This window comes from Streptomyces sp. A2-16, from assembly GCF_018128905.1.
Classification (GTDB): domain Bacteria; phylum Actinomycetota; class Actinomycetes; order Streptomycetales; family Streptomycetaceae; genus Streptomyces.
Genome location: NZ_CP063808.1, coordinates 3325967 through 3350543 on the forward strand (window position 1 = coordinate 3325967; position 24577 = coordinate 3350543).

Annotated in this window: 21 protein-coding genes and 1 tRNA gene; 12 read left to right on the forward strand and 10 right to left on the reverse strand. The window is 71.9% G+C overall.

Annotated features, from left to right (window positions below; genetic code table 11):
* Position 1: 1 nt before the first annotated feature.
* From IOD14_RS15025 to IOD14_RS15035, 3 genes are read right to left on the reverse strand one after another with little or no spacing between them, the layout of a single operon-like run.
* Positions 2–481, reverse strand: coding sequence for a DNA starvation/stationary phase protection protein (locus IOD14_RS15025; RefSeq protein ID WP_212670467.1), 480 nt, complete (start codon positions 479–481; stop codon positions 2–4).
* Positions 478–735, reverse strand: coding sequence for a WhiB family transcriptional regulator (locus IOD14_RS15030; protein WP_123993957.1), 258 nt, complete (start codon positions 733–735; stop codon positions 478–480). Before IOD14_RS15030 ends, IOD14_RS15025 begins: the two co-directional genes overlap by 4 nt.
* Positions 736–779: 44 nt before the next feature.
* Positions 780–1580, reverse strand: a complete 801-nt coding sequence (locus IOD14_RS15035; protein ID WP_123993956.1) for an alpha/beta hydrolase — start codon at positions 1578–1580, stop codon at positions 780–782.
* Between the two features lie 87 nt (positions 1581–1667).
* On the opposite strand from IOD14_RS15035, the gene IOD14_RS15040 reads away from it, so the two are divergent.
* From IOD14_RS15040 to IOD14_RS15050, 3 genes are all read left to right on the forward strand, one after another.
* Entirely contained in the window at positions 1668–2855 is a 1188-nt protein-coding gene (locus tag IOD14_RS15040) for a thiolase family protein (RefSeq protein ID WP_123993955.1), read from the forward strand.
* 159 nt (positions 2856–3014) lie between these two features.
* Positions 3015–3788 carry a sulfite exporter TauE/SafE family protein gene (locus tag IOD14_RS15045; protein WP_123993954.1) on the forward strand — a complete coding sequence of 258 codons (774 nt, stop codon included), beginning with the start codon at positions 3015–3017 and terminating at the stop codon, positions 3786–3788.
* A gap of 119 nt (positions 3789–3907) precedes the next feature.
* Positions 3908–4654 carry a cobalt-precorrin-6A reductase gene (locus IOD14_RS15050; protein WP_212670468.1) on the forward strand — a complete coding sequence of 249 codons (747 nt, stop codon included), beginning with the start codon at positions 3908–3910 and terminating at the stop codon, positions 4652–4654.
* Between the two features lie 13 nt (positions 4655–4667).
* Here IOD14_RS15050 and IOD14_RS15055 read toward each other — a convergent pair whose 3' ends face one another.
* The 3 genes from IOD14_RS15055 to IOD14_RS15065 all read right to left on the reverse strand — a co-directional run bounded on the left by IOD14_RS15055 (position 4668) and on the right by IOD14_RS15065 (position 8413).
* On the reverse strand, positions 4668–6770 hold the full coding sequence (locus IOD14_RS15055) for an MDR family MFS transporter (protein ID WP_212670469.1): 2103 nt from the start codon (positions 6768–6770) through the stop codon (positions 4668–4670).
* Positions 6771–6871: 101 nt separating this feature from the next.
* Entirely contained in the window at positions 6872–7645 is a 774-nt protein-coding gene (gene cobF / locus IOD14_RS15060) for a precorrin-6A synthase (deacetylating) (protein WP_123993951.1), read from the reverse strand.
* Positions 7646–7894: 249 nt separating this feature from the next.
* The gene (locus IOD14_RS15065) at positions 7895–8413 is read right to left on the reverse strand and encodes a DUF309 domain-containing protein (protein WP_212670470.1); all 519 of its coding nucleotides are present in this window, start codon (positions 8411–8413) and stop codon (positions 7895–7897) included.
* 99 nt (positions 8414–8512) lie between these two features.
* Here IOD14_RS15065 and IOD14_RS15070 point away from each other — a divergent pair.
* Positions 8513–8586, forward strand: a tRNA-Pro gene (locus IOD14_RS15070).
* Positions 8587–8692: 106 nt separating this feature from the next.
* Here the strand turns inward: IOD14_RS15070 and IOD14_RS15075 are convergent.
* Positions 8693–10666 (reverse strand): acyltransferase, encoded by a 1974-nt coding sequence (locus tag IOD14_RS15075; RefSeq protein ID WP_212670471.1) that lies wholly within the window; start codon positions 10664–10666, stop codon positions 8693–8695.
* A 133-nt stretch (positions 10667–10799) separates the two neighbouring features.
* Between IOD14_RS15075 and IOD14_RS15080 the strand changes: the two genes are divergently transcribed.
* Together IOD14_RS15080 and IOD14_RS15085 are read left to right on the forward strand one after the other, a co-directional pair.
* A complete protein-coding gene (locus IOD14_RS15080; RefSeq protein ID WP_212670472.1) occupies positions 10800–11462 on the forward strand; it encodes an NUDIX domain-containing protein in 663 nt (220 codons plus the stop codon).
* An 87-nt stretch (positions 11463–11549) separates the two neighbouring features.
* A complete protein-coding gene (locus IOD14_RS15085) occupies positions 11550–12533 on the forward strand; it encodes an aldo/keto reductase (protein WP_212670473.1) in 984 nt (327 codons plus the stop codon).
* A gap of 25 nt (positions 12534–12558) precedes the next feature.
* On the opposite strand, the gene IOD14_RS15090 is transcribed toward IOD14_RS15085, so the two are convergent.
* Complete coding sequence (locus IOD14_RS15090) at positions 12559–13314, reverse strand: TetR/AcrR family transcriptional regulator (protein ID WP_212670474.1); 756 nt, start codon at positions 13312–13314, stop codon at positions 12559–12561.
* Positions 13315–13483: 169 nt separating this feature from the next.
* Between IOD14_RS15090 and IOD14_RS15095 the strand changes: the two genes are divergently transcribed.
* The 6 genes from IOD14_RS15095 to IOD14_RS15120 are packed head-to-tail and all read left to right on the forward strand — an operon-like array spanning position 13484 to position 21980.
* A complete protein-coding gene (locus tag IOD14_RS15095) occupies positions 13484–16210 on the forward strand; it encodes a DegT/DnrJ/EryC1/StrS family aminotransferase (protein WP_212670475.1) in 2727 nt (908 codons plus the stop codon).
* A 44-nt stretch (positions 16211–16254) separates the two neighbouring features.
* Positions 16255–17262 (forward strand): LCP family protein, encoded by a 1008-nt coding sequence (locus tag IOD14_RS15100; protein ID WP_212670476.1) that lies wholly within the window; start codon positions 16255–16257, stop codon positions 17260–17262.
* Positions 17263–17266: 4 nt separating this feature from the next.
* The gene (locus IOD14_RS15105) at positions 17267–18436 is read left to right on the forward strand and encodes a hypothetical protein (protein ID WP_212670477.1); all 1170 of its coding nucleotides are present in this window, start codon (positions 17267–17269) and stop codon (positions 18434–18436) included.
* The gene (locus IOD14_RS15110; protein ID WP_212670478.1) at positions 18427–19905 is read left to right on the forward strand and encodes a polysaccharide biosynthesis tyrosine autokinase; all 1479 of its coding nucleotides are present in this window, start codon (positions 18427–18429) and stop codon (positions 19903–19905) included. Before IOD14_RS15105 ends, IOD14_RS15110 begins: the two co-directional genes overlap by 10 nt.
* A 31-nt stretch (positions 19906–19936) precedes the next feature.
* On the forward strand, positions 19937–21217 hold the full coding sequence (locus IOD14_RS15115; RefSeq protein ID WP_212670479.1) for an O-antigen ligase family protein: 1281 nt from the start codon (positions 19937–19939) through the stop codon (positions 21215–21217).
* A 4-nt stretch (positions 21218–21221) separates the two neighbouring features.
* Positions 21222–21980 (forward strand): TylF/MycF/NovP-related O-methyltransferase, encoded by a 759-nt coding sequence (locus tag IOD14_RS15120; RefSeq protein WP_123993940.1) that lies wholly within the window; start codon positions 21222–21224, stop codon positions 21978–21980.
* A gap of 61 nt (positions 21981–22041) precedes the next feature.
* On the opposite strand, the gene IOD14_RS15125 is transcribed toward IOD14_RS15120, so the two are convergent.
* A complete protein-coding gene (locus IOD14_RS15125; RefSeq protein ID WP_212670480.1) occupies positions 22042–23538 on the reverse strand; it encodes an oligosaccharide flippase family protein in 1497 nt (498 codons plus the stop codon).
* Between the two features lie 6 nt (positions 23539–23544).
* Positions 23545–24549 (reverse strand): hypothetical protein, encoded by a 1005-nt coding sequence (locus IOD14_RS15130; RefSeq protein ID WP_123993938.1) that lies wholly within the window; start codon positions 24547–24549, stop codon positions 23545–23547.
* Between the last annotated feature and the right edge of the window lie 28 nt (positions 24550–24577).

Below are 24577 nucleotides of genomic sequence, written 5' to 3' on the forward strand. Positions count from 1 at the left end.
GTCAGCCCCGGGGCCAGTTCTCGGCCTCGAACATCCAGCGCTGCTTCTCCAGCTCCGCGGTGATGCCGATCAGCAGGTCCTGCGTGACCGGATCGGCCTTCTCGGTGGTCTCGATGCGCTCGCGCAGCCGCCCGATGGCCGCCTCCAGCGTCTCGACGATCAGGCGGACGACCTCGTCGTCGCGGATCCAGCCGCTCTTCGAGCCGGGCAGCGTGTAGGCGGCCGCGATCGTCTCCGGACGGCCGTCGGGCGCCACGCCCAGGGCCGCGGCGCGCTCCGCCACCGTGTCGGAGAACGTGCGGGCCGTCGACACCACCTCGTCCAACTGCAGGTGGATGGACCGGAAACGCGGGCCCACGATGTTCCAGTGCGCCTGCTTTCCGATCAGCGACAGGCCGATCAGATCCACCAGGGTGCTCTGCAGGGCCTCCCCGGCCGTCTCGCGGGCCGATTCGGGCAGGGTGCTCCTGACCACAGTCATACCGTGCTCCTCCTTCTGGCATGGTCAATGCCGGTACGGAGCAGTTCGTCGCGTTCCTGCTCGCAGGTTCCGCCCCACACGCCCTGGGTCCGCCCACTACTGAGCGCCATGTCGAGGCACTCGGGGGCGACCGGGCAGCGGGCGCAGACGCGCTTCGCCGCCGCGATCTCCCGCAGCGCGGGTCCTTGCGTGCCCACAGGGAAGAACAGCTCGGGGTCCTCTCCCACACAGGCCGCTCGACGCAACCACTCCATGGGGGCGCGAGTGCCCCGGGCCTACTCGTGCAAACAGCGTTGTCTCAGCTTGTGAGCACACCCTCGATGAAGTCCGTCACGTCTGCGAAGACCTGCGCCCTGTTCGTCTCGTTGAACACCTCGTGCCGGGCGCCGGCGTAGTTCCGCTCGGTGAACTTCGTGCCCCTGATCGCCTCGACACCGACGCGGCTCCCGGCGAGCGGGACCAGCCGGTCGTCGTCTCCGTGCAGCCACAGCAACGGGAGCGGGCCGAGGTCACCCCCCTGGGACACGGTCTCCAGGGTGCGGGCGAACGCCTCGACCGTCGGCCGCTTCATCGGCCCGTGCCAGACGAGGGGATCGGCCAGGTAGGCGGCGCCCACCTCCGGGTCGCGGGAGAGCGAGGCCGGGCTGATCGGTGTGTCCGGGATCTCGTCGAGCGCGAGCAGCGTCCCCGGCAGCTCCCAGGCGCCGATCACCGGGCCGGACAGCACGAGTGCGGCCGGTTCGGCGCCGTACCGCTGTGCGAAGCGGGCGGCGATCAGACCTCCCATGGAGTGCCCGATCATGACGAGAGGCACGCCGGGGTGGGTCTCGCGGGCCAGGCCGGCCACCAGGTGCACGTCCGTGACCACGTCCTCGAAGTCCTCGATCAGGACCCGCTCCCCTGCGGACTTCCCGTGCCCGGTGTGATCGGGCCCGAGGACGGCCGCGCCGTGCGCCGTGAGGACCCCGGCGAGTTCCTCGTACCGGCCGATGTGCTCCCCGTACCCGTGCACCACGAGGGCCACGTACCTGGGGCGTTCGTGCGGCCACTCCCGCACGGTGAGAGGGCCGTGGATGCCGGTGAGGACGTGCTCGGTCATGTCTGCTCCCACTGCGCTATAGTCCGAAACTAGCGGTGCTAATTAAAGCTGTCCGGAACCCCGACGACGACGGTCAGGAGTCTTCCCGTGCGCCCCGTCCACTTCGCGGCCGCCCGCCGCACCCCCATCGGCAAGCTGCGCGGCGCCCTGTCCGCCGTACGCCCCGACGACCTCGCGGCGGCCGTGATCCGGGCGCTGGTCGCCGATGTGCCCGCGCTCGACCCGGCCCGCATCGACGACGTCTACTGGGGTGCCGCCAACCAGGCAGGGGAGGACAACCGCAACGTGGCCCGCATGGCGGCGCTGCTCGCGGGACTGCCCGAGACCGTGCCCGGCGCCACGGTCAACCGGCTGTGCGCCTCCGGCCTGGAGGCCGTGACGAGCGCGGCCCGCACCATCGCCGCCGGCGAGGCCGACATCGTGCTCGCGGGCGGCTCCGAGTCGATGAGCCGCGCCCCCTTCGTGCTGCCCCGCCCCGACGAGGCCCTCCCGCACCGGATCGAGACCCACGACACGCGGCTCGGCTGGCGCCTGGTCAACCCGGCCATGAAGGAACTCCACGGCCTGCTGCCCATGGGCGAGACCGCAGAGGAGGTGGCGCAGCGCTACGGCATCCCGCGCGAACGCCAGGACGAGTTCGCCCTGCGCAGCCACCGCCTCGCCGCGGAGGCCCGCAAGAACGGCCGCTTCGACGACGAACTCCTCCCGGTGGAGCGCCCCGACGGGGTGCTCGTCGAGAGCGACGAGTGCATCCGCGAGGACACCTCCTACGAGAAACTGGCCCGCCTCAAGCCCGTCTTCCGGGCGGGCGGCACCGTCACGGCGGGCAACGCCTCCCCCATGAACGACGGCGCGGCAGGCCTCCTCCTGGTCAGCGAGGAGGCCCTGAACGACCTCGGGCTTGAGTCCCTCGGCCGGTACGCCGCCGGTGCCTCGGCCGGTGTCCACCCCGACGTGATGGGCATCGGCCCGGTCCCCGCCACCCGCAAGGCGCTCGCCCGCGTGGGTTGGGGCATCGGCGACATCGAGGAGGCCGAGTTCAACGAGGCCTTCGCCGCCCAGGCCCTCGCCTGCGTCGACGAACTCGGCATCGACCCCGACCGCGTCAACCCGACCGGCGGCGCGATCGCGCTGGGCCACCCCCTCGGCTGCTCCGGCGCCCGCATCCTCACCACGCTGCTGCACCGGATGCGGCGGACGGGCGCGGCGCGGGGACTGGCGACGATGTGCGTGGGAGTGGGGCAGGGAAGCGCGGTCCTGGTGGAGCGGCACTAGCGGACCCCGGCGGGTGCGCCGACAGGACTGCGCGGTGGGTGCGCCGACAGGACCATTCGATGGGTGCTACGACGGGACCGCTCGGGGGCGCGCCAACAGGACCACTCGGCGAGACGGCACTTACCAGAGCGGTTACCTGCACTTAGCATCGGTCTCCGCATGGACACGATGACGCTCTGGCACATTTCCGGCTGGGAGTTCGCCGCGCTCGCCGCCGCGGCCCTGCTCGTAGGCTTCTCCAAGACGGCCGTGAGCGGGGCCAACACGGTCAGCCTCGCGATCTTCGCCGCGGTGCTGCCCGCCCGCGCCTCCACCGGCGCACTGCTGCCGATCCTGATCGCCGGGGACGTGCTCGCGGTGCTCACCTATCGCCGACACGCCCACTGGCCCACCCTCTGGCGCCTGTTCCCGGCGGTCGCGGTCGGCGTGGTGGCCGGCACGCTGTTCCTGCAGTGGGCGGACGACGGGATCGTCCGTACGTCGATCGGCGCGATCCTGCTGTTCATGGCCGCGGTGACGGTCTGGCGGCGCCGCACGGCCGACGCGGAGGAGGAGCCCGACTCGGTCGCCACCCGGACCGGCCGCGTCAAGGCCCGTTCCTACGGCGTCCTCGGCGGCTTCACCACCATGGTCGCCAACGCCGGCGGCCCGGTGATGTCGATGTACCTGCTGTCCGCGGGTTTCCGCAAACTCGGCTTCCTCGGCACCTCGGCGTTCTTCTTCCTGATCGTCAACGTCTCCAAGGTGCCCTTCAGCGTCGGCCTCGGCCTCATCGACGGCCACTCGCTGCTGCTCGACCTCGCCCTCGTCGCCTTCGTCGTCCCCGGCGCGTTGCTCGGCAAATGGGCGGTGAACCGGATCAACCAGCGGCTCTTCGAGCAGTTGGTGATCGCGGCGACGGTCGTGGGCGGCGTCCAGCTGCTGCTGCGCTGACTGAGCGGTGGGTCCGACTCCTGGGACGGGCCAGAACGCCTGTCGGAGGGGGCCGACGTCGGCCAGAACCGCACACCCACCGGCCCGCCCCGCGCCCCTGACCTCGTACGCTACCCGCCATGTCCCCCCACATCCTGATCCTCGGCGGTACCACCGAGGCCCGTGAACTGGCCGCCGGGCTCGCGTCGCGGCCGGGAGTGCGGGTCACCACCTCCCTCGCGGGACGGGTGACCCGGCCGGGCGCGGTCGCGGGGGAGGTGCGGATCGGGGGGTTCGGCGGGGTGGCGGGGCTCGCCGACTGGATCCGGGAGGAGCAGGTCGACGCGCTGGTCGACGCCACGCACCCCTTCGCCCGCGCGATCACCGCCCACGCGGTCCGGGCGGCCGCGGCGACCGGTGTGCGCTGCGTGGTGCTGCGCCGCCCGGGCTGGCGGCCCGGGCCGGGGGACCGCTGGCATCAGGTCGACTCCCTCGAAGAGGCCGCGCGGTTGCTGCCGAGCCTCGGCCGACGGGTGTTCCTGACCACCGGCCGCACGGAGCTCGCCGCCTTCGCCCACCTCACCGAACTGCACTTCGTCGTACGGTCGGTGGAGCTGCCCGAGCCGCCCATGCCCCCGCACACCGAAGTGCTCCTGGCCCGCGGCCCGTTCACCGCGGCCGACGAGTCGACGCTCCTCTACGACCACTGCATCGACGTCCTGGTCACCAAGGACAGCGGGGGAGCGGCCACCTCCGCGAAACTCACCGCCGCCCGCGAACTGGCCCTGCCCGTGGTCGTCGTACGCCGACCGCCCCTGCCGGACGGGGTGACGGCGGTGCCGGACGTGGCGAGCGTCGAGAGATGGCTGGACCTCGACCGCCCTTGACCGCACGCGGGGTTCAGCCGGCGGTGCTGTTCGCCAACTCCCTCGTCCGCTGCGGCAGTCCGCTGCTCAGGTCCTCGACCAGGAGCCGCTTCGCGATCGTGTCCACCGCTGCTCGCAGGTCCGTGCCCGAGGGGCGGCCGATGTCCTGCTGCACCCGGTCCGCCAGCCAGTTGCCCCACGCCGTGCTGATGACGCGGGCCTCGCGGGCACCCGCCCGGGTGTGGGAGAGGAGATGGCCGGTCCGGGTCAGATAGCCCTCCTCGACCATCCGGTCGAAGACCGGCAGCAGCACCTCGGGCGGCAGATGCCGCCGCGCGGCGATCATGCCGAGGCCGGCGTGGCCGACCATCCGCGTGTGCAGCTCCACCTGCATCACGGCCCAGGCCCCGGCCACATCGAGCCGGGTGTCGGAGTCCGCCATGATCCGGCGCGCGGTGTCCAGGTCCGTACTGCCGATGATCTTCCCGACCGACGCCTCCAGCACCCGCTGCGAGTCGGCGCCGGAAGGTGAGGCGAACCCCTCGCCCATGTCGGTCGAACCGGCCCGCGCGCTGTCGCGCAACCGGACCTGCTTGAGGAAGAGGGCGACGACGAAGCCGAGCGCGGCGACCGGCACGGTCCACAGGAAGACGGTCTGGATCGTGTCGGCGTACGCGTCGATGATCGGCGCGGCGACGGCGGACGGCAGCCGGTGCAGGCCCTCCGGGCTGGTCGCCGCCTTCGTGACGGCGGCCGGGTCCAGTCGGCCGCCCGCCTGAACGGCGGAGGCGATGCCGTCCTTGAGGTTCGGGGTCAGGGTGTTGGTGTAGATGGTCCCGAAGACCGCGGTGCCGAAGGAACTGCCGAGCGTACGGAAGAAGGTGACGCCCGAGGTCGCGGTGCCGAGGTCGGCGTACTCGACGGTGTTCTGCACGGCGATCGTCAGGACCTGCATGCACAGCCCGATGCCGGTGCCGAGCACGAACATGTACAAGGACTCCAGCCAGGCCCCGGTGGACGGCCCCATCAGGGACATCAGGAACAGTCCGAGCCCCATCACCAGCGAGCCGACGATCGGGAAGAGCCGGTAATGACCGGTCTTGCTCACCACATTGCCGCTGGCGACCGAAGCGATCAGCAGGCCGACCACCATCGGCAGGGTGCGTACTCCGGAGACCGTGGCGGAGTCGCCGTCGACGTACTGGAGATACGTCGGCAGATACGTCAGCGCGCCCAGCATCGCGAAACCCACGATGAAGCTGAGGATCGAGCAGACCGTGAACACCGGGTTGGCGAACAGCCGCATCGGCAGCATCGGTTCGGCCGCCCGGGTCTCCACCCAGCAGAACAGTCCGAGCGCGATCACACCGCCGACGAACAGGCCGATGATGACGCCGGAGCCCCAGGCGTACTCGTTGCCGCCCCAACTCGTCGCCAGGATCAGGGCACTGGCGCCCACCGCGACGAACGCGATGCCCAGGTAGTCGATCACGGGCCGCGCCGCCGACTTGACCACGGGAATGGTGCGGGCGGCCGCGAGGACCACGACGATCGCGATCGGGACGTTGACGTAGAACGCCCAGCGCCAGGTCAGATGGTCGGTGAACAGCCCGCCGAGCAGCGGCCCGATGACCGTGGCCACCCCGAACACGGCACCGATGGCGCCCTGGTACTTGCCGCGCTCGCGCAGCGGGATGACGTCGGCGATCAACGCCATCGCCGTCACCATCAGACCGCCCGCACCGACGCCCTGCATCGCCCGCCAGGAGATCAGCAACGACATGTTCGAGGCGAGACCGCACAGGAACGAGCCCGTGATGAACACGATCGCCGAGACCTGGAAGACCACCTTGCGGCCGAACAGGTCGCCGAACTTGCCGACCAGCACGGTCGCGACGGTCTCCGCGAGGAGGTACGACGTCACCACCCACGACATGTGCTCGGCGCCGCCGAGATCGGACACGATCGTCGGCAGGGCGGTGCCCACGATGGTCTGGTCGAGGGCGGCGAGCAGCATCCCCAGCATGATCGTCACGAAGACGACGTTGCGGCGGCGGGTGTCCAGCACGGGGGGCTGGCCGGGAGCGGGGGTGGGGGCGGGCGGCGCGGATTCCGCGGATTCCTCGGCGACGGTCACAAGGGCACGATCACATCGCTGGGCCATCCGTGCATGCCGGGCGGTCCGCCCGGGTGTCCGTCCGCCGGCCCTCCTCCCCGGGTGCCTGTCGTCCCCGGTGCCTACCGCTCCTTCGGGTGGCGGCGCAGCAGATACGTGTCCATGATCCAGCCCTTGCGCTCCCGGGCCTCGGCCCGCAGCCGCTCGATCCGGGGCGCGGCCTCGGCGATCGGACCGGAGGCGAGGATCTCGTCGGGCGTGCCTATGTAGGCGCCCCAGTAGATGTCGATGTCCTCGTCGGCGTACGCGCGGAAGGACTGGTGGGCGTCGAGCATCACGACCACGTCGTCCACGCCCTCCGGGAACCCCTCGGCGAGGCGCCGCCCGGTGGTGATCTGGACGGGCCGCGCGACCCGGTTCAGGCCGGTGCGATGCCGGGCCACCAGCGCCGACACACTGCTGATGCCGGGCACCACGTCGTACTCGAAGGGCACCGAGCCCCGCTCCAGGATCTCCTCCAGGATGCCGAGCGTGCTGTCGTACAGCGCCGGATCGCCCCACACAAGGAACGCCCCGCGCTCCTGTTCGCCCAGTTCCTCGGAGATCAGCCGCTCGTAGATGTCGGCGCGGGCACTGCGCCAGTCCCCGACGGCGGGGGAGTAGGCCGAGCCGCCAGCCGTCCGGTCCCGCTCCGGGTCCCGGGCCTCCACCACCCGGTACGACCCCTCCGGTACGTGCGCGTCCAGCATGTCCCGGCGCAACTGCGTCAGGTCACTCTTCACCTCGCCCTTGTCCAGGACGAAGAACACGTCCGTGCTCCGCAGCGCCCTGACCGCCTGGAGCGTCAGCTGCTCCGGGTCGCCCGCGCCGATACCGATGACATGAATCTTTCGCACCCCCCGAGTCTGCCCCACCCCACTGACAGCGAGCGCACCGCGTCCGGGTGCCGGGTGCCGGGGTGCCGGGGTGCCGGGTAGAGCCTCGGCCGTCGCTTGTGGCTCCGCGACTCGGACGCTCGGGCATCCCGCCTGTGGCCGCGGCCCAGGGTTCGTTCGTGCGCTGGTCGCCACGCAAACACCGAGGTGGGCGGGCACACGCGTCACACATCCGCGTCTGCCGCAAGGGAAAGGCTCGCCCGCCGGTCCTCACCCCCGCAGGCGGGGGCCGCGGGTCCGTGCGTCCACCGGTGAGCCGTCCTGCTCCACGTCCTGCGCCAGCTGTCGCGCCCATGCGGTGAGTCCGGTCAGGTCCATTCCGTACGGTCGCCCCCGCCCGGCAGCCGACGCGGCCCACTCCTCCACGGCCCCGGCGCCGCGCCGCAGCAGCCTCGCCCCGCCCGTGACGTTCCCCCGGGCCGCGTGGGTCAGCCCCACGGCGAGCTGCGCCAGCCCCCGCCACAGGGCGCGCTCCTCGTCGGGACCCGACTTCCAGGCGTCCTCGAAGACCTCGTGCGCATGGAACGGACGCCCCGCGTCCAGCAGCTCCTGGGCCTCGGCCACCGTCTCCTCCGGGGTGCGCACCACACCCTCCGGCTGCCGGGCCACGCCCTCCGCGCCGTACGGCAGGGGCCGCCCGAGCCCGTCCCGCGGCCGGGCGTTGCGCGCCCGACCCTCGTCGTCCCGGTCCCGCGCTTCCGTCTGCCGTCCTGAGGGTGTAGTGGCCATACGTCGATTGTCCCGCGCCCGGTGCCCGCTCGGATCCGGCCTCCGACGTGAGGTAAAGTTCGGTACGCGCGTTCCCGCGAGTCACCGCGGGCGGCGCACCGGGACGTGGCGCAGCTTGGTAGCGCACTTGACTGGGGGTCAAGGGGTCGCAGGTTCAAATCCTGTCGTCCCGACGGTGCGAAGGGTCTTCGCAGGCGAGAGCTTGCGGGGACCCTTTCGCGTGCACCGGCGACACCGGCGGCAGCTCGGCGACGGTCACGTCCCCGCCGAGCGGACCGATCAGCCCGGGCCCCCGATCCCCTGGCGGGCCGGCTCGGGGCGGTGGATGCCGCGGGGGCGGTAGACGAGTTCGTCGGAGCGGCCCAGCAGGTCGGCGAGGTACCAGGTGATGGCCAGCCACATCTCCGTGCCCTGGAGGCCGGGCTCGGGGCCGGGGCCCGAGGTTCCCGGGCCGAAGCCGAGACCCCGGCCGTCCTGCCAGCGCGGCAGGACCCCGGCCAGCTGCCGCTCGGCCCAGTCGTGGATCTCGTCGCGGCGGTAGCCGTCGGCGGCGCGGCCGAGCTGCCGGGTGCACAGCCACAGAGGATGGACGACGTCGAGCACGTTGCAGGCGTTCTCCCGGCCGGGACCGAAATGGCGGACGTCACGCGCATGGTCCAGGACCGAGTCCACGACCCGTTCCGGGTACGGCACCAGCACCCCGAACTGCGCGAACGAGCCCCGTGTCAGACGGTAGTACCCGTTGACCACCTGGAGACGGCCCTCCTCGGCAGAGGGGCTGCCCCACGTCCCGGTCCAGGGATCGACCCGGGTCAGCAGCCAGCCGAAGAGCGACTCAGGGGTACCGCCGGCGTCGTCACCACGGTCGCCGTGCCGGAGGTTCCAATGGGCCGCCGTGGCGAGGGAGTCGACCCAGGCACCGGCGCCCCACGCCGCCGTACGCCACGGCAGGGACTCCAGTCGTACGACGAGTTGACGCGCCGTCATGTTCCGTACGCCGCGCACCGGATGGGGCAGGCCGGGCCCCAGCAGATCGAGGGCGTATCCCACGCACAGCACGTGATAGAGCGCGGCCCCCTCCCCGATGAACCCGTCGTCCTCCGCCGGCGGAAGCGGTTCGCCGAACTCCGGCACGAGACCGCTCTTCGGATCCTGGAGCCCGCTCAGGCGCTCGATGTGCTCCTGCGCGGACAAGTGCTCCGGTACGGATCCGAGCAGCAGATCGGCGATCTCCACGGCATCGCAGTGCGCCCGTACGGTGGGCGCGACGCCAGGCCGATCGACGTAGCGCTCACCGTCCCAGCAACGGTCGAGAAGCTCGACGGCCTGGGCCCTGGCGGCGTCGGCGAAGGCGGCCAGGCCACCCGCGCGGACTCCGGCGCGACTCGCAGGCATACGGCCACCTCCTGGCCGTGTCAACGCCGGACCAGCCGCTTCCTCCGCCCGCGCGGGGCACGTCCCCGTAGCCGGGGCCGCCGGGGCCGAGTCGCGGTCGGAGGCGGTCGCCGGGTGGGGCGGGGGCGTGCGCTCGCCGTCCGGTCGTATCCCTGGAGCGGCTGCCCTCGTGCCCGTGGCCCTCGCCGTCCACTGTGCCTGTCCGTCCAACGACGCCCGCGCCTCGGCCCCCGCAGCCGCCACTCCCGACGCCCCCGTGTCCGTCGTGACCGCCTCCCCCGCCGCTCGCCCCTCCCGCCGGTCCCGCAGCACCCGTGCCGGATTCCCCGCGGCCACCGACCACGCCGGCAGGTCTCGGGTGACGACCGCGCCCGCCCCGATCACACAGTGGTCGCCGATGGTCACGCCGTCCACGACGATCACGTGCGAGCCGATCCAGACGTCGTCGCCGACCCGGATGCCCCGGCTGGTGAGCGGCTGCCGGAAGACGGGGCGGTCGAGGGCCATGGAGTGGTTGAAGCCGAGCAGCGAGGTGTGGGCACCGATGCGGACGCCGTCGCCGAGCATGACGTTCCCGCGCACGGTGGTGAAGGGGTTGAGCGTGCAGTCCGAGCCGGTGGTCAGCTCGCCGGTGACGTAGGCGTGCGCGGCGATGTACGAGTCGGCGCCGAGCCGAAGCCGGTCCGGGAACACCGCCGCGGACTCCGCGACGTAACAGCGCTCACCGATCCCCGTGTCGCCGCCGAGCGCCCGCTGCACCTCCCGCTGGGCGATGCGCTGTTCCTCGGTCGCCTGCTCGGCGAACAGCCAGGGGCAGTGGTCGAAGTGCCGTACGGACGGCTGCCGCGCATGATCCATACGAGCACGCTAGGCACTGCGGGGCCCGCCGGGGAAGGGGCGCCGCACGCGACGCGGCCGGTTCCGAAGTGGTAGAAGCGGTCATGACCAACTCGCTCTTCCCCCGCTTCTCCCTCCACCCGGCGGGTGCCCGATGACCGAGGGCATCGACACCCCCGACCGCCGCGGCCGCACCGGGCTCGACCGCACCGGCCTGGACCTGACCGGCAACCCGCGCGTCAAGGTCCGGGACGTGAAACTCCTGTCCAGCCACTGGTACGTCGAGCGGGCGACGACCTTCGACCTCCAGCGCGCCGACGGCACCTGGAGCACCCAGCAGCGCGAGACGCACGACCGCGGCAACGGCGCCACCATGCTGCTGTACGACACGGAACGCGAAACCGTCCTGCTCACCCGCCAGTTCCGCTTCCCGGTGTACGTCAACGGGCACCCCGACGGACTGCTCATCGAGACCCCGGGCGGTCTGCTCGACGACGATGACGAGCACCCCGAGATCGCCGTCCGGCGCGAGGTCGTCGAGGAGACCGGGCACACCATCGGCGAGGTCCGGCATGTCTTCGACGTCTACATGAGCCCCGGTTCGGTCACCGAGCGCGTCAGTTTCTACGCCGCCGAGTACGCCCCGTCCACCCGCACCCACGAGGGCGGCGGCCTCGACGAGGAGGGCGAGGACATCGAGATCCTCGAACTGCCCTTCCGCAGGGCCCTGGAGATGATCCGTACCGGGGAGATCGCCGACGCCAAGACCATCATGCTGCTCCAATGGGCGGCGCTGGAGGGCCCGTTCGCCAAGTGAGCGCGCCGGCCCTTGACTTGAAGTGCGCTTCAAGATGAAGACTCCCGTGTGTGCCCCGAAGACGGGTACACACGGGAGGACATCATCATGAAGTACCGCACCATCGGCACCGACCCGGCGACCCGCCGCGAGGTCAGTGTCCTCGCGATCGGCGCGATGCTCTTCGGCTCACGCACCGACGAGGAGACCTCCTTCGCCGTCCTCGACCGCTATGTCGAGGCCGGTGGCAACTTCATCGACACGTCCGACAACTACGCCTTCTGGGAGGACGGCGGTCAGGGCGGACAGAGCGAGGAACTGCTCGGCCGGTGGCGCCGCAGCCGCGGCATCGGCGAGGAGATCGTCATCGCCACGAAGCTCGGCGCGCGCCCCCTGGCCCCCGGCACCAGCTACGTCGACAACGCGGAGGGCCTGTCGGCGAAGGTGATCCGCGAGTCCGCGGAACGCAGCCGGGAACGCCTGGGCGTGGCAAAGCTGGATCTTCTCTACGCGCACATAGAGGATCACCGGGTCCCGCTCCAGGAAACGGTGGAGGGATTCGCCGAACTGGTCGCCGAGGGCACGGTGGGTCTGCTCGGCGTGAGCAACCACGCGGTCTGGCGGGTGGAACGGGCCCGTGCCCTTGCGGCGGCGGCCGGTCTGCCCGCCTACGAGGTCCTCCAGTACGCCCACAGCCACCTGCGCCCCCGCACCGACGTCCCCGAGCCCTTCTTCCCCGACGGCAGCCTCGGCCACGCGGGCGCGGACCTGCTGAGCTACCTGCGCGCTGAGCCCGCCCTCACCCTGGTCGCCTACTCACCGCTCCTGAAGGGCGCCTACACCCACCCGGACCGCCTCCCGGCGGACTTCGACCACCCGGGCACCCCGCCCCGCCTGCGGGCCCTGACCGAGGTCGCGAAGGAAACCGGCGCCACCGTCAACCAGGTGGTCCTGGCCTGGCAGATCGGCAGCGACCTGCCCATCGTCCCGCTCGCCGGGGTGTCCTCCGTGGCCCAGCTGGAGGAGAACCTGGCGGCGGTGGACCTGGAGCTCACGGGGGAGCAGCGGGAGCGGCTGGACGGGGCGCACTGAGCCGCCCCCTGTCCCGCGCCCACCCTCACCGCCGAGCCTCACCGCCCCCGCCCTCACCGAACCGAGCGAGCAGCGCGTCCAGCCCGGCCGCGAGCCCCTCCGGTCCGCCCCGCTCGGCGAGGGCGGGGGCGAACTCACGGAGCACCGGCAGTTCCTGGGGCGGCATGCGGTGCAGGCCGAGGCGGAACGCCGGGTCCGACTCGTCGGGGTTGTCGACCATGGGCCGCAGTTCGACGATCACATAACCGAGGATCCAGGCCGTGAAGGCCCGGAACACGGCGGCGGCACGCTCGTCGTCGAGCCCGCCCTCCCGGAGCAGTCCGAGCACCCGCTCGTGGTCCCTGAGCACCGCGAGCGGCCGACGGGCCAGCGGTACCGCGAGCATGCGGGTGGCGAGCAGCGGGACGGCCTCGGGGTGGGCGAGGCAGACCTCGTACGTCGCCCGCGCCACGCGATGGAGTCCGGTGCGCCAGTCGGCGTCGCCGGACTCCGCCTCCAGACGTTCCTCCAGCTGGAGGTAGAGCGCCTCGACGAGGCCGTCCAGCAGCTCGTCCTTGCCTGCCGCGTACCGGTAGAGGGCCATCGCCTCCACGCCGAGCTCGGCCCCCAGGCGCCGCATGCTCAACGCCGACAGTCCCTCCCGGTCCACGAGCTCCAGCGCGCTGGCCAGCACCCGCTCCCTGCTGAGCCGGCCGTAGCGGCCGCGGTCGCTCGCGCGGCGGGTCGGGCCGGTCGCCGCCCGGACGTCCCCGCTCCGGGCCTCGCCCCTCTCACCGGCCATGCCTCGCCTCCAGTCGCTCATCACATGCCCTGAATTCGCCTGTGTTGACTCTACGCATGACCGGGGGCAGGGTGTACGTATACAGCGTAAATATACGCAAATGGCCGTATGAGGGTGTCTGCCCTCGCGGAGCACCGTCCCCCGGGAGAGCCGAAATGGGGAGCACGAGATGACCGTCCATCGGCTGCGGATCCGGCAGGGGCCGGTGGACCACGCCTGGCCTCCTCAGGACCGCCTGCCCCCCACCGCACCCGGCGCGGACGCGCCGGGGGAGGAGGACGTGCCCTTCGCCACGGCCTGGATCAGTCCGGAGGCCCGGCGCGCCGCCCAGCGGGTGCTCTCCTCCGGCTGGGTCACCACCGGACACGAGACCGAACGGTTCGAGAACGACTTCGCGCAGTACGTCTCGGCCGCGCACGCCATCGCGGTGAGTTCCTGCACCGCCGCGCTCGAACTGGCGCTGCGCGCCCTCGGGCTTCCGGCCGGCACACCCGTGCTGGTTCCGGCGCTGACGTTCTGCGGAGCGGCCCAGGCGATCCTGCACGCCGGACTGCGCCCCGTCCTGGTCGACGTCGATCCGGCCACCGGCATGCCGACGTCCGCCACCGTCGCCGCCGCGGCCGCCGCCTGCGGCAGGCCCGGCGCGATGATGGTCCTGCACTACACCGGGGCCCCGGCACCCGTCGCCGAACTCGCCGAGGCCGCCGGACTGCCCCTCGCGCGAGTGATCGAGGACGCCGCGCACGCCCTGGGCGCCACCGTGGACGACCGGCCCGTGGGCAGCGTGTCGCGGGCGACCTGCTTCAGCTTCTACGCCACCAAGAACCTGCCGATCGGCGAGGGCGGCATGGTCACCACCGACGATCCACAGCTCGCCGAACGGATTCGCCGCGCGAGGCTGCACGGCATGTCCGCCGACGCCTGGCGGCGCGGACTGCCCGGCGGCACCTGGCGCTACACCGTCGACGAGGCCGGCCTCAAGGCCAACATGACGGACGTCCAGGCCGCCATCGGACGGGCCCAGCTCCACCACCTGAACCTCTGGCAGCAACGACGGCACGCCCTGGCCGAGCGCTACACGGCGGCGCTGGCGGCCGTACCGGGACTCGAACCGCTGCACACCACGGCACCGGGCCGGCATGCCCGCCACCTGCAGGTCGTGCGCGTGCTGGAGTCGTACGGGACGAGCCGCGACGAACTCGTCGAGCGGCTGGCCGAGCACGGTATCGGCACGTCGGTCCACTTCATCCCGCTGCATCACATGCCGTACTTCCGACGGGCCGCGATCATCCCGGCCGGCGGTCTGCCCGGCGCCGACGCGCTCTTTCCGCAACTGCTGTCCCTGCCCCTGTACCCCCAGCTCACCGAGCGCTCGGTCGACCGGGTCTGCGTCCACCTCGCACGGCATGCGGCGGCCGGAACCCGCCACACCAGCGGCCTGCGCACCCTGGTCATCGGCGCCGGGGAGGCAGGGCGGGCACTCGCACGGGACCTGGCCCGCACCCCGCAGTACGGACTCGAACCCGTCGGATTCCTGGACGACGATCCGGCCAAGCGCCGGGCGGGCTTCGTCGGAGGACTGCCGGTCCTGGGCACGCTGGAGGACACCGGCACCGCGGTACCGCTGCACCGGGCGGAAGCGGTGATCGTGGCCATTCCGGGCCTGACGCCCACCAGGTTCCGCCGAGTGGCACGGGCTGCCGAGGCCGCGGGGGCCAGCGTGCGGTACCTGCCGTCGTTCATCGCCGCGCTCCGCCGCGACGTGGTGGGCAACGACATGCGGGAACTGGACGTGCGCGCACTGATCGGCCGCGCCGAGATGCATGTGGTCAGCCGTGAGGCGGGCGCCACGATCGCCGGACGACGCGTGCTGGTCACCGGAGCCGGCGGCTCGATCGGCAGCGAACTGTGCCACCAGGTCCGCGCCTTCGGCCCGAGCCGCCTCTTCCTCCTCGACCACGACGAGTCGAACCTGCACCGGCTCGCACTGGAGCTCCACGGCGACGCCCTGCGCTCCGACGACATCGTGATCTCGGACATCCGCGACCAGCCCCGCATCGACCAGGTCTTCCGCCAGCTGCGCCCCGAGGTGGTCTTCCACGCGGCCGCGCACAAGCACCTGCCGCTGCTCGAACTGCACCCCTGCGAAGGCGTGAAGACCAACGTGCGCGGCACCGAGAACCTGGTCCGGGCCGCCGCCGCGGCCGGCACCACGCGGTTCGTGCTGATCTCCACGGACAAGGCGGCCGACCCGGTGTCGGTCCTGGGCGCCACGAAACGCCTGGCCGAACTGATCGTGCACCGCGCCCAGCGGGACGCCCCACCCGGGACGGTGTTCGCCGCCGTGCGCTTCGGCAACGTGCTGGGCAGCCGTGGCTCCCTGCTGTCGGTCGTGGCACAGCAACTGGGCGCCGGCTCCCCGGTGACCGTCACCCACCCCGACGCGACCCGCTTCTTCATGACCGTCGAGGAGGCCGTCGGCCTGGTCCTGGAAGCGGCCCGCATGGCCCACGGCGACGAGGTGTTCGTGCTGGACATGAACGGCCCCGTGCGCATCGTGGACCTGGTCCGCGGCTACGCCAGCTCCCTGCACGTCCCCGACGTGGACATCCGCTACACCGGTCTGCGCCCCGGCGAGAAACTCAACGAGACGCTGTTCTCGACACGCGAGAAGCACGCCCGCACCGACCACCCGGGAATCCTCGCCGCCACCTCCCCGGACGACACCTCCGCCGAGCTCTCGCGGCTCCTGCCCGAGCTGTACGCCGCCGCTGACGCCAATGACACCGACGAGCTGCGCCGCGTCCTGACCGAACTCCTCCCCGGCTTCCCGGCCCCCGAGCCGATGCCCACGCCGCAGGCCGGGCTGGCCGATCCGTATCCGGACGACTTCTGATGTCCGCGCGTGGGCCCTGGCCGGGCTGGGAACCGAGACAACGCGTGCGGCGCCCCCGCCGCCTGCTGCGCCGCGTCCTGGTCCTCGCCCTCGCCGCCGTCCTCGCGCTGCTCGGCCTCGGCGCCGGCGGCGTCTGGTGGGCCACCGACCACTACGGCGACCAGGTCGCCCGCATCCCCGACGCCTTCCCCAAGGGCCCCCGCCCGCCCGAGTCCCCGGGACACGACGGCGGTACGACCTTCCTGCTCGTCGGTGTCGACAGCCGCTCCGAGCGCCCGACCACCGGCAGCGACGCCACCGCCCGGCTGTGGAAGTACGGCGCACAGCGCAGCGACACGCTCATGCTGGTGCACCTCAGCGGCGACGAACGCAGCGCCTCCACCCTGTCCCTGCCCAGGGACAGCTGGGTCGCGATCCCCGGCCACGGCTCGGCGAAGATCAACGCGGCCTTCTCCTGGGGCGGACCGCCCCTGCTCATCCGGACCGTGGAGCAGCTCACCGGCATCCGCGTCGACCACTTCGGCGTCATCGACTGGCACGGCTTCCGCTCCCTCACCGACGCCGTCGGCGGTGTCCCCGTGACCATCGCCCACGACACCTACGACCCGGAGCAGGACCGCCACTTCACCGCCGGCACGCACGTCCTGAACGGCGAGCAGGCCCTGGCGTACGTCCGCCAGCGACACGGCCTGCCCGGCGGCGAACTCGACCGCATCGAACGCCAGCAGCAGTTCCTGCGGAGCCTGGTCGGCCGGATCGGCAACAGCGTCGGCATCACCGACCCGCTCGGCACCGACCGCATGCTCGACGCCATCACGGGCGCGGTGAGCGTCGACGACCGGATGTCCAACGGGGACCTGCGCTCCCTCGCCTTCGGGCTGCGTCATCTGAGCTCCGAGAACACCCGCTTCGCCACCGCACCGATCATCCGGTCGGACATGATCCGCGGTCAGTACGCGCTGATCCTCGACCGGCCCGCGCTGCGCGCACAGGCCCGTGCCGTCGAAGCCGGTCACCCCCCGGGAGCGGAACCCACCACGGCGAGGAGGTAGTCCGTTGACCAGCATGCCCACGAGGGCGACAGCAACGAAGCGCGTCCTCGTCATCTGCCAGCTCGACGCCTACGCCAACGGCGTGAAGCCCGTCGAGATCCAGCGCTTCCTGCGGCAACGGGGGCACGATGTGCGCCTTGTCGACACCTATCACCTGAGCCGGTCGAGTCGCCCCCCGGGACGGCTCGCGGGCAGGCTCCCGGCGCCGAGCCCCCGCAAGGTCGCCCTCTACGCGACCGAAGCGACGTCGGCCGCGCTGACCCGGCGGTGGCGATTCGGACGAAGTCACCTGTCCTACTACCTGCTCCTGGCCGACCACCGGCTGCGGCGGGCCATCCTCAAGCGGTCACTGCCCCTCGACGACTTCGACCTGGTGATCTGCGAGACCATCTACGACGCCGGTGTGCTGGCCGATGCCCGCTCGGCCCGCACGCTGTACGACGCTCCCGCCCCGTGGGCGGACGAGGTGTACTTCGACGGCAGGGTGACCCCACGACAGCACCGGAAGCTGCGCGGGCTGGAAACGTCGATCTTCGAGGGCGTCGACCACCTGGCCCTCCACTGGGACTCGTACGCGCGCTACGCCGTCGAGCACTACAGGATCAGCGGCCGCAATCTGATGTCACTCAATTTCGGCTGCGTCCCCTCACCCCGGCGGGCGGAGTTCGCCGCTCCGCCGCGCATCGTCTACCTGGGCAATGTGACCGCCGGCTTCAACAACCCGGCACTTCTGTCACGCCTGTCCACGCTGTGTCCCCACATCGACGTGTTCGGCGGCCCCCCACCGGACGCCGGCCTCGGACTCAACTACCTCGGCTACGCGCCCTCGCTCGACGTGTTGCGGAACTACCAGCTGGGGCTGGTCACCTGCAGCGATGATCAGCTGCGCCGGGACGGCTTCTCCTCCAAACACGTCCACTACCTGTCGTACGGGCTGCCCGTGCTCGTCCCCTCCTGGCGCCGCCACCTGGACCTGCTGCGCGGCTCGGTGGCCTACACCGAGGAGACGTTCCGCTCCGTCGTCGAGGACATGAGCGACGAGCGCCGCTGGCGGTCGGTCAGCGACGAGGCGTACGCCCAGGCCCGCCGCCTGAGCTGGGACGAGACCCTGCGTCCGCTGGAACGCCTCCTCAGCGGTGACCCCCAACTGCCGAGGGACTCGAAATGGACCTGAAAGCCTATCGGCGCCTGCTCCACTTCCACTGGGTGGCGATCCTCGTGCTCACGCTGATGGGCGCGGCCGTCGGCGCGGCGGTTGCCCAGTCGCAGCCGCCGGTCTACGCGGCCAAGGTCCAGATGCTGGTGACGGTCTCCGCCCAGGGGGAGGACTCGAGCCAGGCGTACCAGGGCGCACTGCTGGCCCAGCAGCGCGCCAAGTCCTATACGACGCTGCTCACCGGTCAGTCCGTGCTCAGACAGCTCACCGATCAACTGGGGCTGAACTACTCGGTCGAGCACATGAAAAGCCATGTCACCGCGAGCAATCCGACCGACACGGCGGTCATCGACGTCACGGTGGAGGACGGTTCGGCCCGGCAGGCGAAGAAGATCGCGGAAGGTCTGGGACCGGCCTTCTCGAGGATCGTCACGTCCGCCGAGAACGCCGGGCAGGCGGGTGACGGGCAGGCGCCCGTGATCAATGTCAGGACCCTGGATCCCGTGCAGCTCCTCGACGGCCCGGTGTCTCCGCACAAGAGCTTCGACATCGTCCTCGGACTCGTCGGAGGGCTGTTCCTCGGACTCGTCTGGGCGGTCGCCCGCGAGGTCACGGACCTGCGGATCCGGGACGTCCAGGATCTGGAGAAGACCGAGCATGTCGACGTCCTCGGTGTTCTGCCCCGGGGCGGGCGGAAGCGGGACAAGGAGTTCGTGGACGGACTGCCCGGGCCGGCCGCGCGGGCCCAGGCCTACCGGTGGCTGGCCCTGACGATCGAGGTCGCCGGCCGCGTTCCCGGGCCCCGGGCTTACGTGGTGACCTCGTCCGCCCGCGAGGACGAGGCGACCGCCGTCGCGGCCGGTCTGGCGATCGCGCTGGCCGAGAGCGGTACACGGACGATCGTGGTCGACACCCGGCGTTCCCGGGGAGGACTGGCCGACCTCGTCGGCGTGTCGTCGCCGTGGGGGCTGGAGGACGTGCTGCGCGGCAGGGCATCCCTCGACGGGGCGCTTCGGGCATGGCGTGACGACATGCCCCTCCAGGTCCTCGCCGGAAGCGGCGCGGAACCAGGGTCCGGCGTCGCACCCCTGCGGCAGGCCCAGGTCGCCGAACTGTGCAGACGGCTCATGGGACGGGCCGAGGCCGTGGTCTTCGTCGCGCCTGCCGTGCTGACCCGGAGCGATGCGACGGTAGTGGCCCGCGCCGTGGGGGACGTGATCCTGGTGGCCGAAGCCAAGGCCACCAGGGCGCCGGACCTCGTGCAGTCCGTTCAGCGCCTCCGGTCGGTCGGCGTCACGGTCCTGGGAGCGGTGCTCAGCGGCGAGCGAGGACGGCGCAGCAGGCCGTACGTGCCGGTTGTCCCGACTGCCGACCACCCGGACGGCCACGACGTCCCGGGGGAGGGCCACGACCGATCCCGCATGGCGGAGTGGCCCTCGGGAAACGGCGCCGGACCCGGGCGGGCGGCGAAGGCGGAACCACGGTGAACGAGCGCGTGGCACGGAGCGGGAGCCCACCATGACCACGGCACGAGCGCCCGCCCGGCAGGAACCCGGGACAGGGCCCGGCGCGCGCCCCCGCATCCTGCTGACGCTGGTCCTGATCGCGGCCGCGATGCCGGTGCGCCTGGCCAGTTCCGTACCGGGGATCGACTCGGTCTCCGTGCTGGACATACTGCTGGGCGCCGTCGCGATCACGCTGGTCGTCGACCTGGCCTTCAGGCCGCTGGACGTCGGCTACCCGGAGCTCTTCGCCCTGCTGTGCGTCCCGGTGGCCGTCTGCGGCATGTCGATGCTGTGGACGCAGGACCGGGGCGCGACGTTCCGTGCCACGGTCGTCTACGCGGAAGGCATCGTCGCCTATCTCTTCGTCGTACGAGAGCTGAACGGGGCCTCGCCCGACCGGGTCATGACGTACATCAGGCGCTACAGCTGTCTGCTAGTCGTCCCCGCGGTACTCCTGCTCCTGAGGACACCTGGCTTCGGACCCGAGGAGACCGGGCTGCCCCACGACTCCGACCGGTATCTGTCGTACTACACCAGGCTCTCCCACCCCGCCCTCGGGCCCTCGAACAACCTCGCCACCGTGCTGGCCTTCTTCGTCCCCCTCCTCCTGTACTGGGGTCATGTGCGGCACGACCGACGATTCACCCTGGCCGGATGCGTCACTCTCGCCGCGGTCGTCTGCACGCTCTCACGCGGGGTCGTTCTCGGGCTGCTGACGGCAGCGGTGCTCGCGGGCCTGGGGAGCCTCCTCAGAAGGCGACGCGTGGGAACCCGGGCGTTCGGAAAGATCGCCGCCGCCGTCGCGGTGGCCGTCATGGCCGTGGCGCTGCTGTACCGGCTGGTCCCGGACACCGACACGGTGTTGGCGGGCCGGCTCAGCCCGGCCAACGCCCTCATCCGTTCCCAGTTCGCCGTCGAGGCGGTCGGGAAGATCGCCGAGCGGCCGCTGCTCGGTTACGGTGGGGGAGCGGCACCCGACGGGATGTGGGAGCTGGCGCGGGTCCACAACACCTATCTCCAGCAGATGGTGTCGTTCGGTGTCCTGCTGGGCGCCTTCGTCTCGCTCGCCCTGGCCGGGACGGCCGTCTTCTTCTTCTCCCGGTGGCGCACCAGCGCGCCGGCCCGGGTCGTCGGCTTCACGCTCGTCGCCCAACTCGTCGTCTTCGCGGTCGAGTCGAGCTTCGAGGGCACGGTCCTGCGCGTGCTGTTCTACCTCTCCGTCGGCCTCGCCGCGATGGTCGTCCGCGCGTCCGAGGAGCACCCAGTCGCACTGCCCTCCCGCGGAAGGAACTGACGTCATGCCATGGAGAACGAGGGCCAACGCCGGACTGCGGCGCGTCACCGGGTTCGAGCTCCGGCGGGTGTCCCGGTCGGCCGCGCCCGACTGTCCCGCCGACTACGACGAGGAGGCGAAAGCGGTGATCAGGGCGGTCCGGCCGTACTCCATGACACCTCCCGAGCGGGTCAACGCGCTGATCCTGGCGACGCGTTACGTCGTGCGCCACCGTGTCCCGGGCGCGGTGCTGGAGTGCGGGGTCTGGAGGGGCGGCAGCATGCACGCCGTGGCGCGCACCCTTCTCGCGCTCGGCGCCACCGACCGCGACCTGTATCTGTTCGACACGTTCGAGGGCATGCCGCCGCCGACCGAGCACGACCGCAGACACGACGGAGAACCGGCCGACCGTCTGCTCGCGGACTCGGACCCGGACAGTCTGATCCGGGCCGTGGCGAGCCTTGAGGACGTCAAGTCGGCGTTCGCGCGCATCCCCTACCCGAAGGAGCGGATCCACTACGTGCAGGGCCTCGTCGAGGAGACCGTGCCCGAGTGCGCCCCCGAGCGGATCGCGATCCTGCGCCTGGACACGGACTGGTACACCTCCACCCGGCACGAACTGGAGCACTTGTACCCGCGTCTGGCCTCCGGCGGCGTTCTGCTCATCGACGACTACGGCACCTGGCAGGGGTCCCGCAAGGCGGTGGACGAGTTCCTGCGGCGGAGCGGCGAACGCCTGCTGTTGCTGCGGATGGACGAGGGGCGGATCGCGGTCAAGCCATGAGGCCCGCGCGGTGCCCGGCGGCCTGCCGGGCACCGGCCCCGGCGGCCCATCCACGCGCCGCTCACCCAGCCTTCTCCCGCCGGGTGGGGGAGAGCGCGGCCCGGACCGAGCTCGCGACGAAACCGTAGGTCTGCCGCACCAGCCGCCGGTCCGCCACGGTCATGCCGGCGGTGAAGAGCACCGCGGAACAGCCGCCGCCGGCGAGGCCCGACCACAGGGTGCCGCCGCCCCGGGCGGACACCTGCCACCCCAGCGCCGCCGAGCCCGCCCCGACGAGGATCGGGGCGAGCAGGGGCCGGAGCAGCCTGACCGGGATCCTGCGCACGGTCGCCCGGCCGAGCACCAGCGCCTCCACGATCGCGGCCGCACACCAGCCCAGGCCCACGGACGCCACCCCGAGCGGTGCGATCAGCGGCAGGGTGACGGTGAACCAGGTCACCGCCTGCAGGAGGGTCGCCCGCAACACGGCCTGCGCGTCGCCGAGCGCGTACAGGTACCCCTGGGTGGCCACCGACACGGCCCCGCTCACGGCAAGGCCCAGACAGGCTCCGGGCACGACCGCGGTGGCGTCCCGCCACTGGGACCCGAAGAGGCCGGGCACCAGCCCCGGCGCGGAACCCGCGAGCGCGGTCAGGACCAAGCCCATGCCGACCGAGGTGACCTCGACGGCCTGTTGGACCAGGCGCGTGGCGCGCGGCTCGTCGAGGGCCAGCCGCGACATGGTGGGGAACGAGACCCGCCACAGGGACTGGAGGATCAGGTACGGCACCTCCATCAGCCGCTTGGCGAGGGCCCACAGACCGAGCTGTGCGACCCCGCCGAGGGCCGCGACGCACACGTTGAGGATCTGGTCGCGCAGCAGCCAGGTGGCGTTGACCGCCTGGAACCGCAGGCCGAACCCGACGAGGGGTCTGATGAGCCGGAAGGCCGGCAGGGGGCGCACCAGGCCGGCGGGGCACACGAACGCCATGACCACCGCCCCGGTCAGGGCACGGATCACGGTCGCGGTGGCGAGCCCCCACACGCCGAATCCGGCTGCCACCGTGGTGATGGCCCACGCCTGGTAGCAGAGCACCTGGGACATCTCCACCGCCACCAGGCGCCGGTAGCGAAGGGACCTCTCCAGGAGGATGCGGCCCGGGAACTGAAGGGCGACGAACGGCATGGAGGCGACCATGACGGCGGTCACCGCGGCGATCCGGCCGAGGGGGACCGCCAGTGCCGCCGCGAGGGCCGTCATCGCCAGGGTCGCGCCCAGTTGCAGCGCGCTCAGGGCGCCGAGTTCCTCGGAGCTCGGGGGTTCCGCCCGCCGGATGAGCCCGGCACCCAGGCCGCCGTCGGAGACGAGCCCGGCGAACAGTACGAAGGACATGCCGATGGCGACGACGCCGAAGTCGTGAGGGCTGAGCAGCCGGGCCACGACCACGTTCCCGGCGAACCCCAGCAGAAGGATCACCAGTCCGCGGGTGCTGACGATGAAAACGCCCGCCTTGGCGCGCCGTGTCAACTCGCTGCCCGAGAGGGCCTCGTCGTCACCGTGTGGCCGCCCGGCACCCATGCGGGTTCAGTGCGCGGCTTGCCGTGAACGCCAGCGGGCCAGCCGCGTCCTGACACCGAACCGGCCGAGCTGGCGGCGGCCGTGGTCGTGGACGAAGGTCACCGTGTCGGCCCGACGGCGGTCGAGTGCGGCCGCGCGGCCCTCACGCAACCGGAGCGGCAGGCTCGACGGGTCCAGCGGGAGGGCGACATCGGGTTCCAGGAGCAGCCGGGTCAGGAGCGTGGAGTAGAGCGTGACCCGGGTCGCCCTGAGCCAGGGCTTGGCCAGCACATGATGGAGCAGGAAGGGCTCGGCTCCGTCGCCGTAACGGCACGTCAGCCGGCGGCGGTCGGTCAGGGTCAGTCCCGGGAACGGCGGATGGGGGGCCAGCCGGTGGTCGAGGACGAGGAGTTCATCGGGCTCGAACCGGGCCGAGAGCACGGCGTTGAGCACGTCCTGGTCGGCGAAGTAGAACGGGTCGTCCAGGGTGGCCCGGCCGTATCTGCTGTGCGTGACGCCGACCGTCAGCTGCCCCTCCAGCCACGGCGGCAGGAGCCGGGCGGTCAGGTCGTTCGGGAAGGCGAGGAAGCCCGCGTTCAGATAGGGCCGGCGACTCAGCGGGCCGAGGCCGAGAGCGGTCTCCCACTCGGGGTGGAAGCGGTCGCTGTTGGGCAGGCAGTCGACGAACGCCGCGATCCGCCCTCGTCCCGCCGCCTCGGTGATCTCCGTCAGCGGTCGCGTGACGATGATGTCCGCGTCGATGAGGACCGCCACCTGCGCCGGGCGCAGCCGAGGGCCGTACGGGGCGAGGAACACCGCGGGCAGGTCGGGTGACGGCGGGTCCACGAGGGTGACGTGGTCCGCGAGCAGTTCCCGCTGTCCGGGCGAGAGTCCGTTGTCCACGACGATGAGGGGCTCTTCGTGGCCCGTCAGTCGCAGGGAGTTGAGCAGCGCCACCAGCCCCGGGAAGAACCGCTGGTCGGCGACCGTGTAGAACGCGGTTCCCGGCAGCGGGGCGGGGGAGTCGTCCACCCTCCGATTCTATGGCGATATGCACCGA

What these genes read in the sequence shown, in the direction of transcription:
- IOD14_RS15025 (WP_212670467.1), bottom strand. Translation starts at nt 481, where the DNA reads ATGACTGTGGTCAGGAGCACCCTGCCCGAATCGGCCCGCGAGACGGCC.
- IOD14_RS15030 (WP_123993957.1), bottom strand. Translation starts at nt 735, where the DNA reads ATGGAGTGGTTGCGTCGAGCGGCCTGTGTGGGAGAGGACCCCGAGCTG.
- IOD14_RS15035 (WP_123993956.1), bottom strand. Translation starts at nt 1,580, where the DNA reads ATGACCGAGCACGTCCTCACCGGCATCCACGGCCCTCTCACCGTGCGG.
- IOD14_RS15045 (WP_123993954.1), top strand. Translation starts at nt 3,015, where the DNA reads ATGGACACGATGACGCTCTGGCACATTTCCGGCTGGGAGTTCGCCGCG.
- IOD14_RS15050 (WP_212670468.1), top strand. Translation starts at nt 3,908, where the DNA reads ATGTCCCCCCACATCCTGATCCTCGGCGGTACCACCGAGGCCCGTGAA.
- IOD14_RS15065 (WP_212670470.1), bottom strand. Translation starts at nt 8,413, where the DNA reads ATGGCCACTACACCCTCAGGACGGCAGACGGAAGCGCGGGACCGGGAC.
- IOD14_RS15075 (WP_212670471.1), bottom strand. Translation starts at nt 10,666, where the DNA reads ATGGATCATGCGCGGCAGCCGTCCGTACGGCACTTCGACCACTGCCCC.
- IOD14_RS15080 (WP_212670472.1), top strand. Translation starts at nt 10,800, where the DNA reads ATGACCGAGGGCATCGACACCCCCGACCGCCGCGGCCGCACCGGGCTC.
- IOD14_RS15085 (WP_212670473.1), top strand. Translation starts at nt 11,550, where the DNA reads ATGAAGTACCGCACCATCGGCACCGACCCGGCGACCCGCCGCGAGGTC.
- IOD14_RS15090 (WP_212670474.1), bottom strand. Translation starts at nt 13,314, where the DNA reads ATGGCCGGTGAGAGGGGCGAGGCCCGGAGCGGGGACGTCCGGGCGGCG.
- IOD14_RS15095 (WP_212670475.1), top strand. Translation starts at nt 13,484, where the DNA reads ATGACCGTCCATCGGCTGCGGATCCGGCAGGGGCCGGTGGACCACGCC.
- IOD14_RS15110 (WP_212670478.1), top strand. Translation starts at nt 18,427, where the DNA reads ATGGACCTGAAAGCCTATCGGCGCCTGCTCCACTTCCACTGGGTGGCG.
- IOD14_RS15115 (WP_212670479.1), top strand. Translation starts at nt 19,937, where the DNA reads ATGACCACGGCACGAGCGCCCGCCCGGCAGGAACCCGGGACAGGGCCC.
- IOD14_RS15120 (WP_123993940.1), top strand. Translation starts at nt 21,222, where the DNA reads ATGCCATGGAGAACGAGGGCCAACGCCGGACTGCGGCGCGTCACCGGG.
- IOD14_RS15125 (WP_212670480.1), bottom strand. Translation starts at nt 23,538, where the DNA reads ATGGGTGCCGGGCGGCCACACGGTGACGACGAGGCCCTCTCGGGCAGC.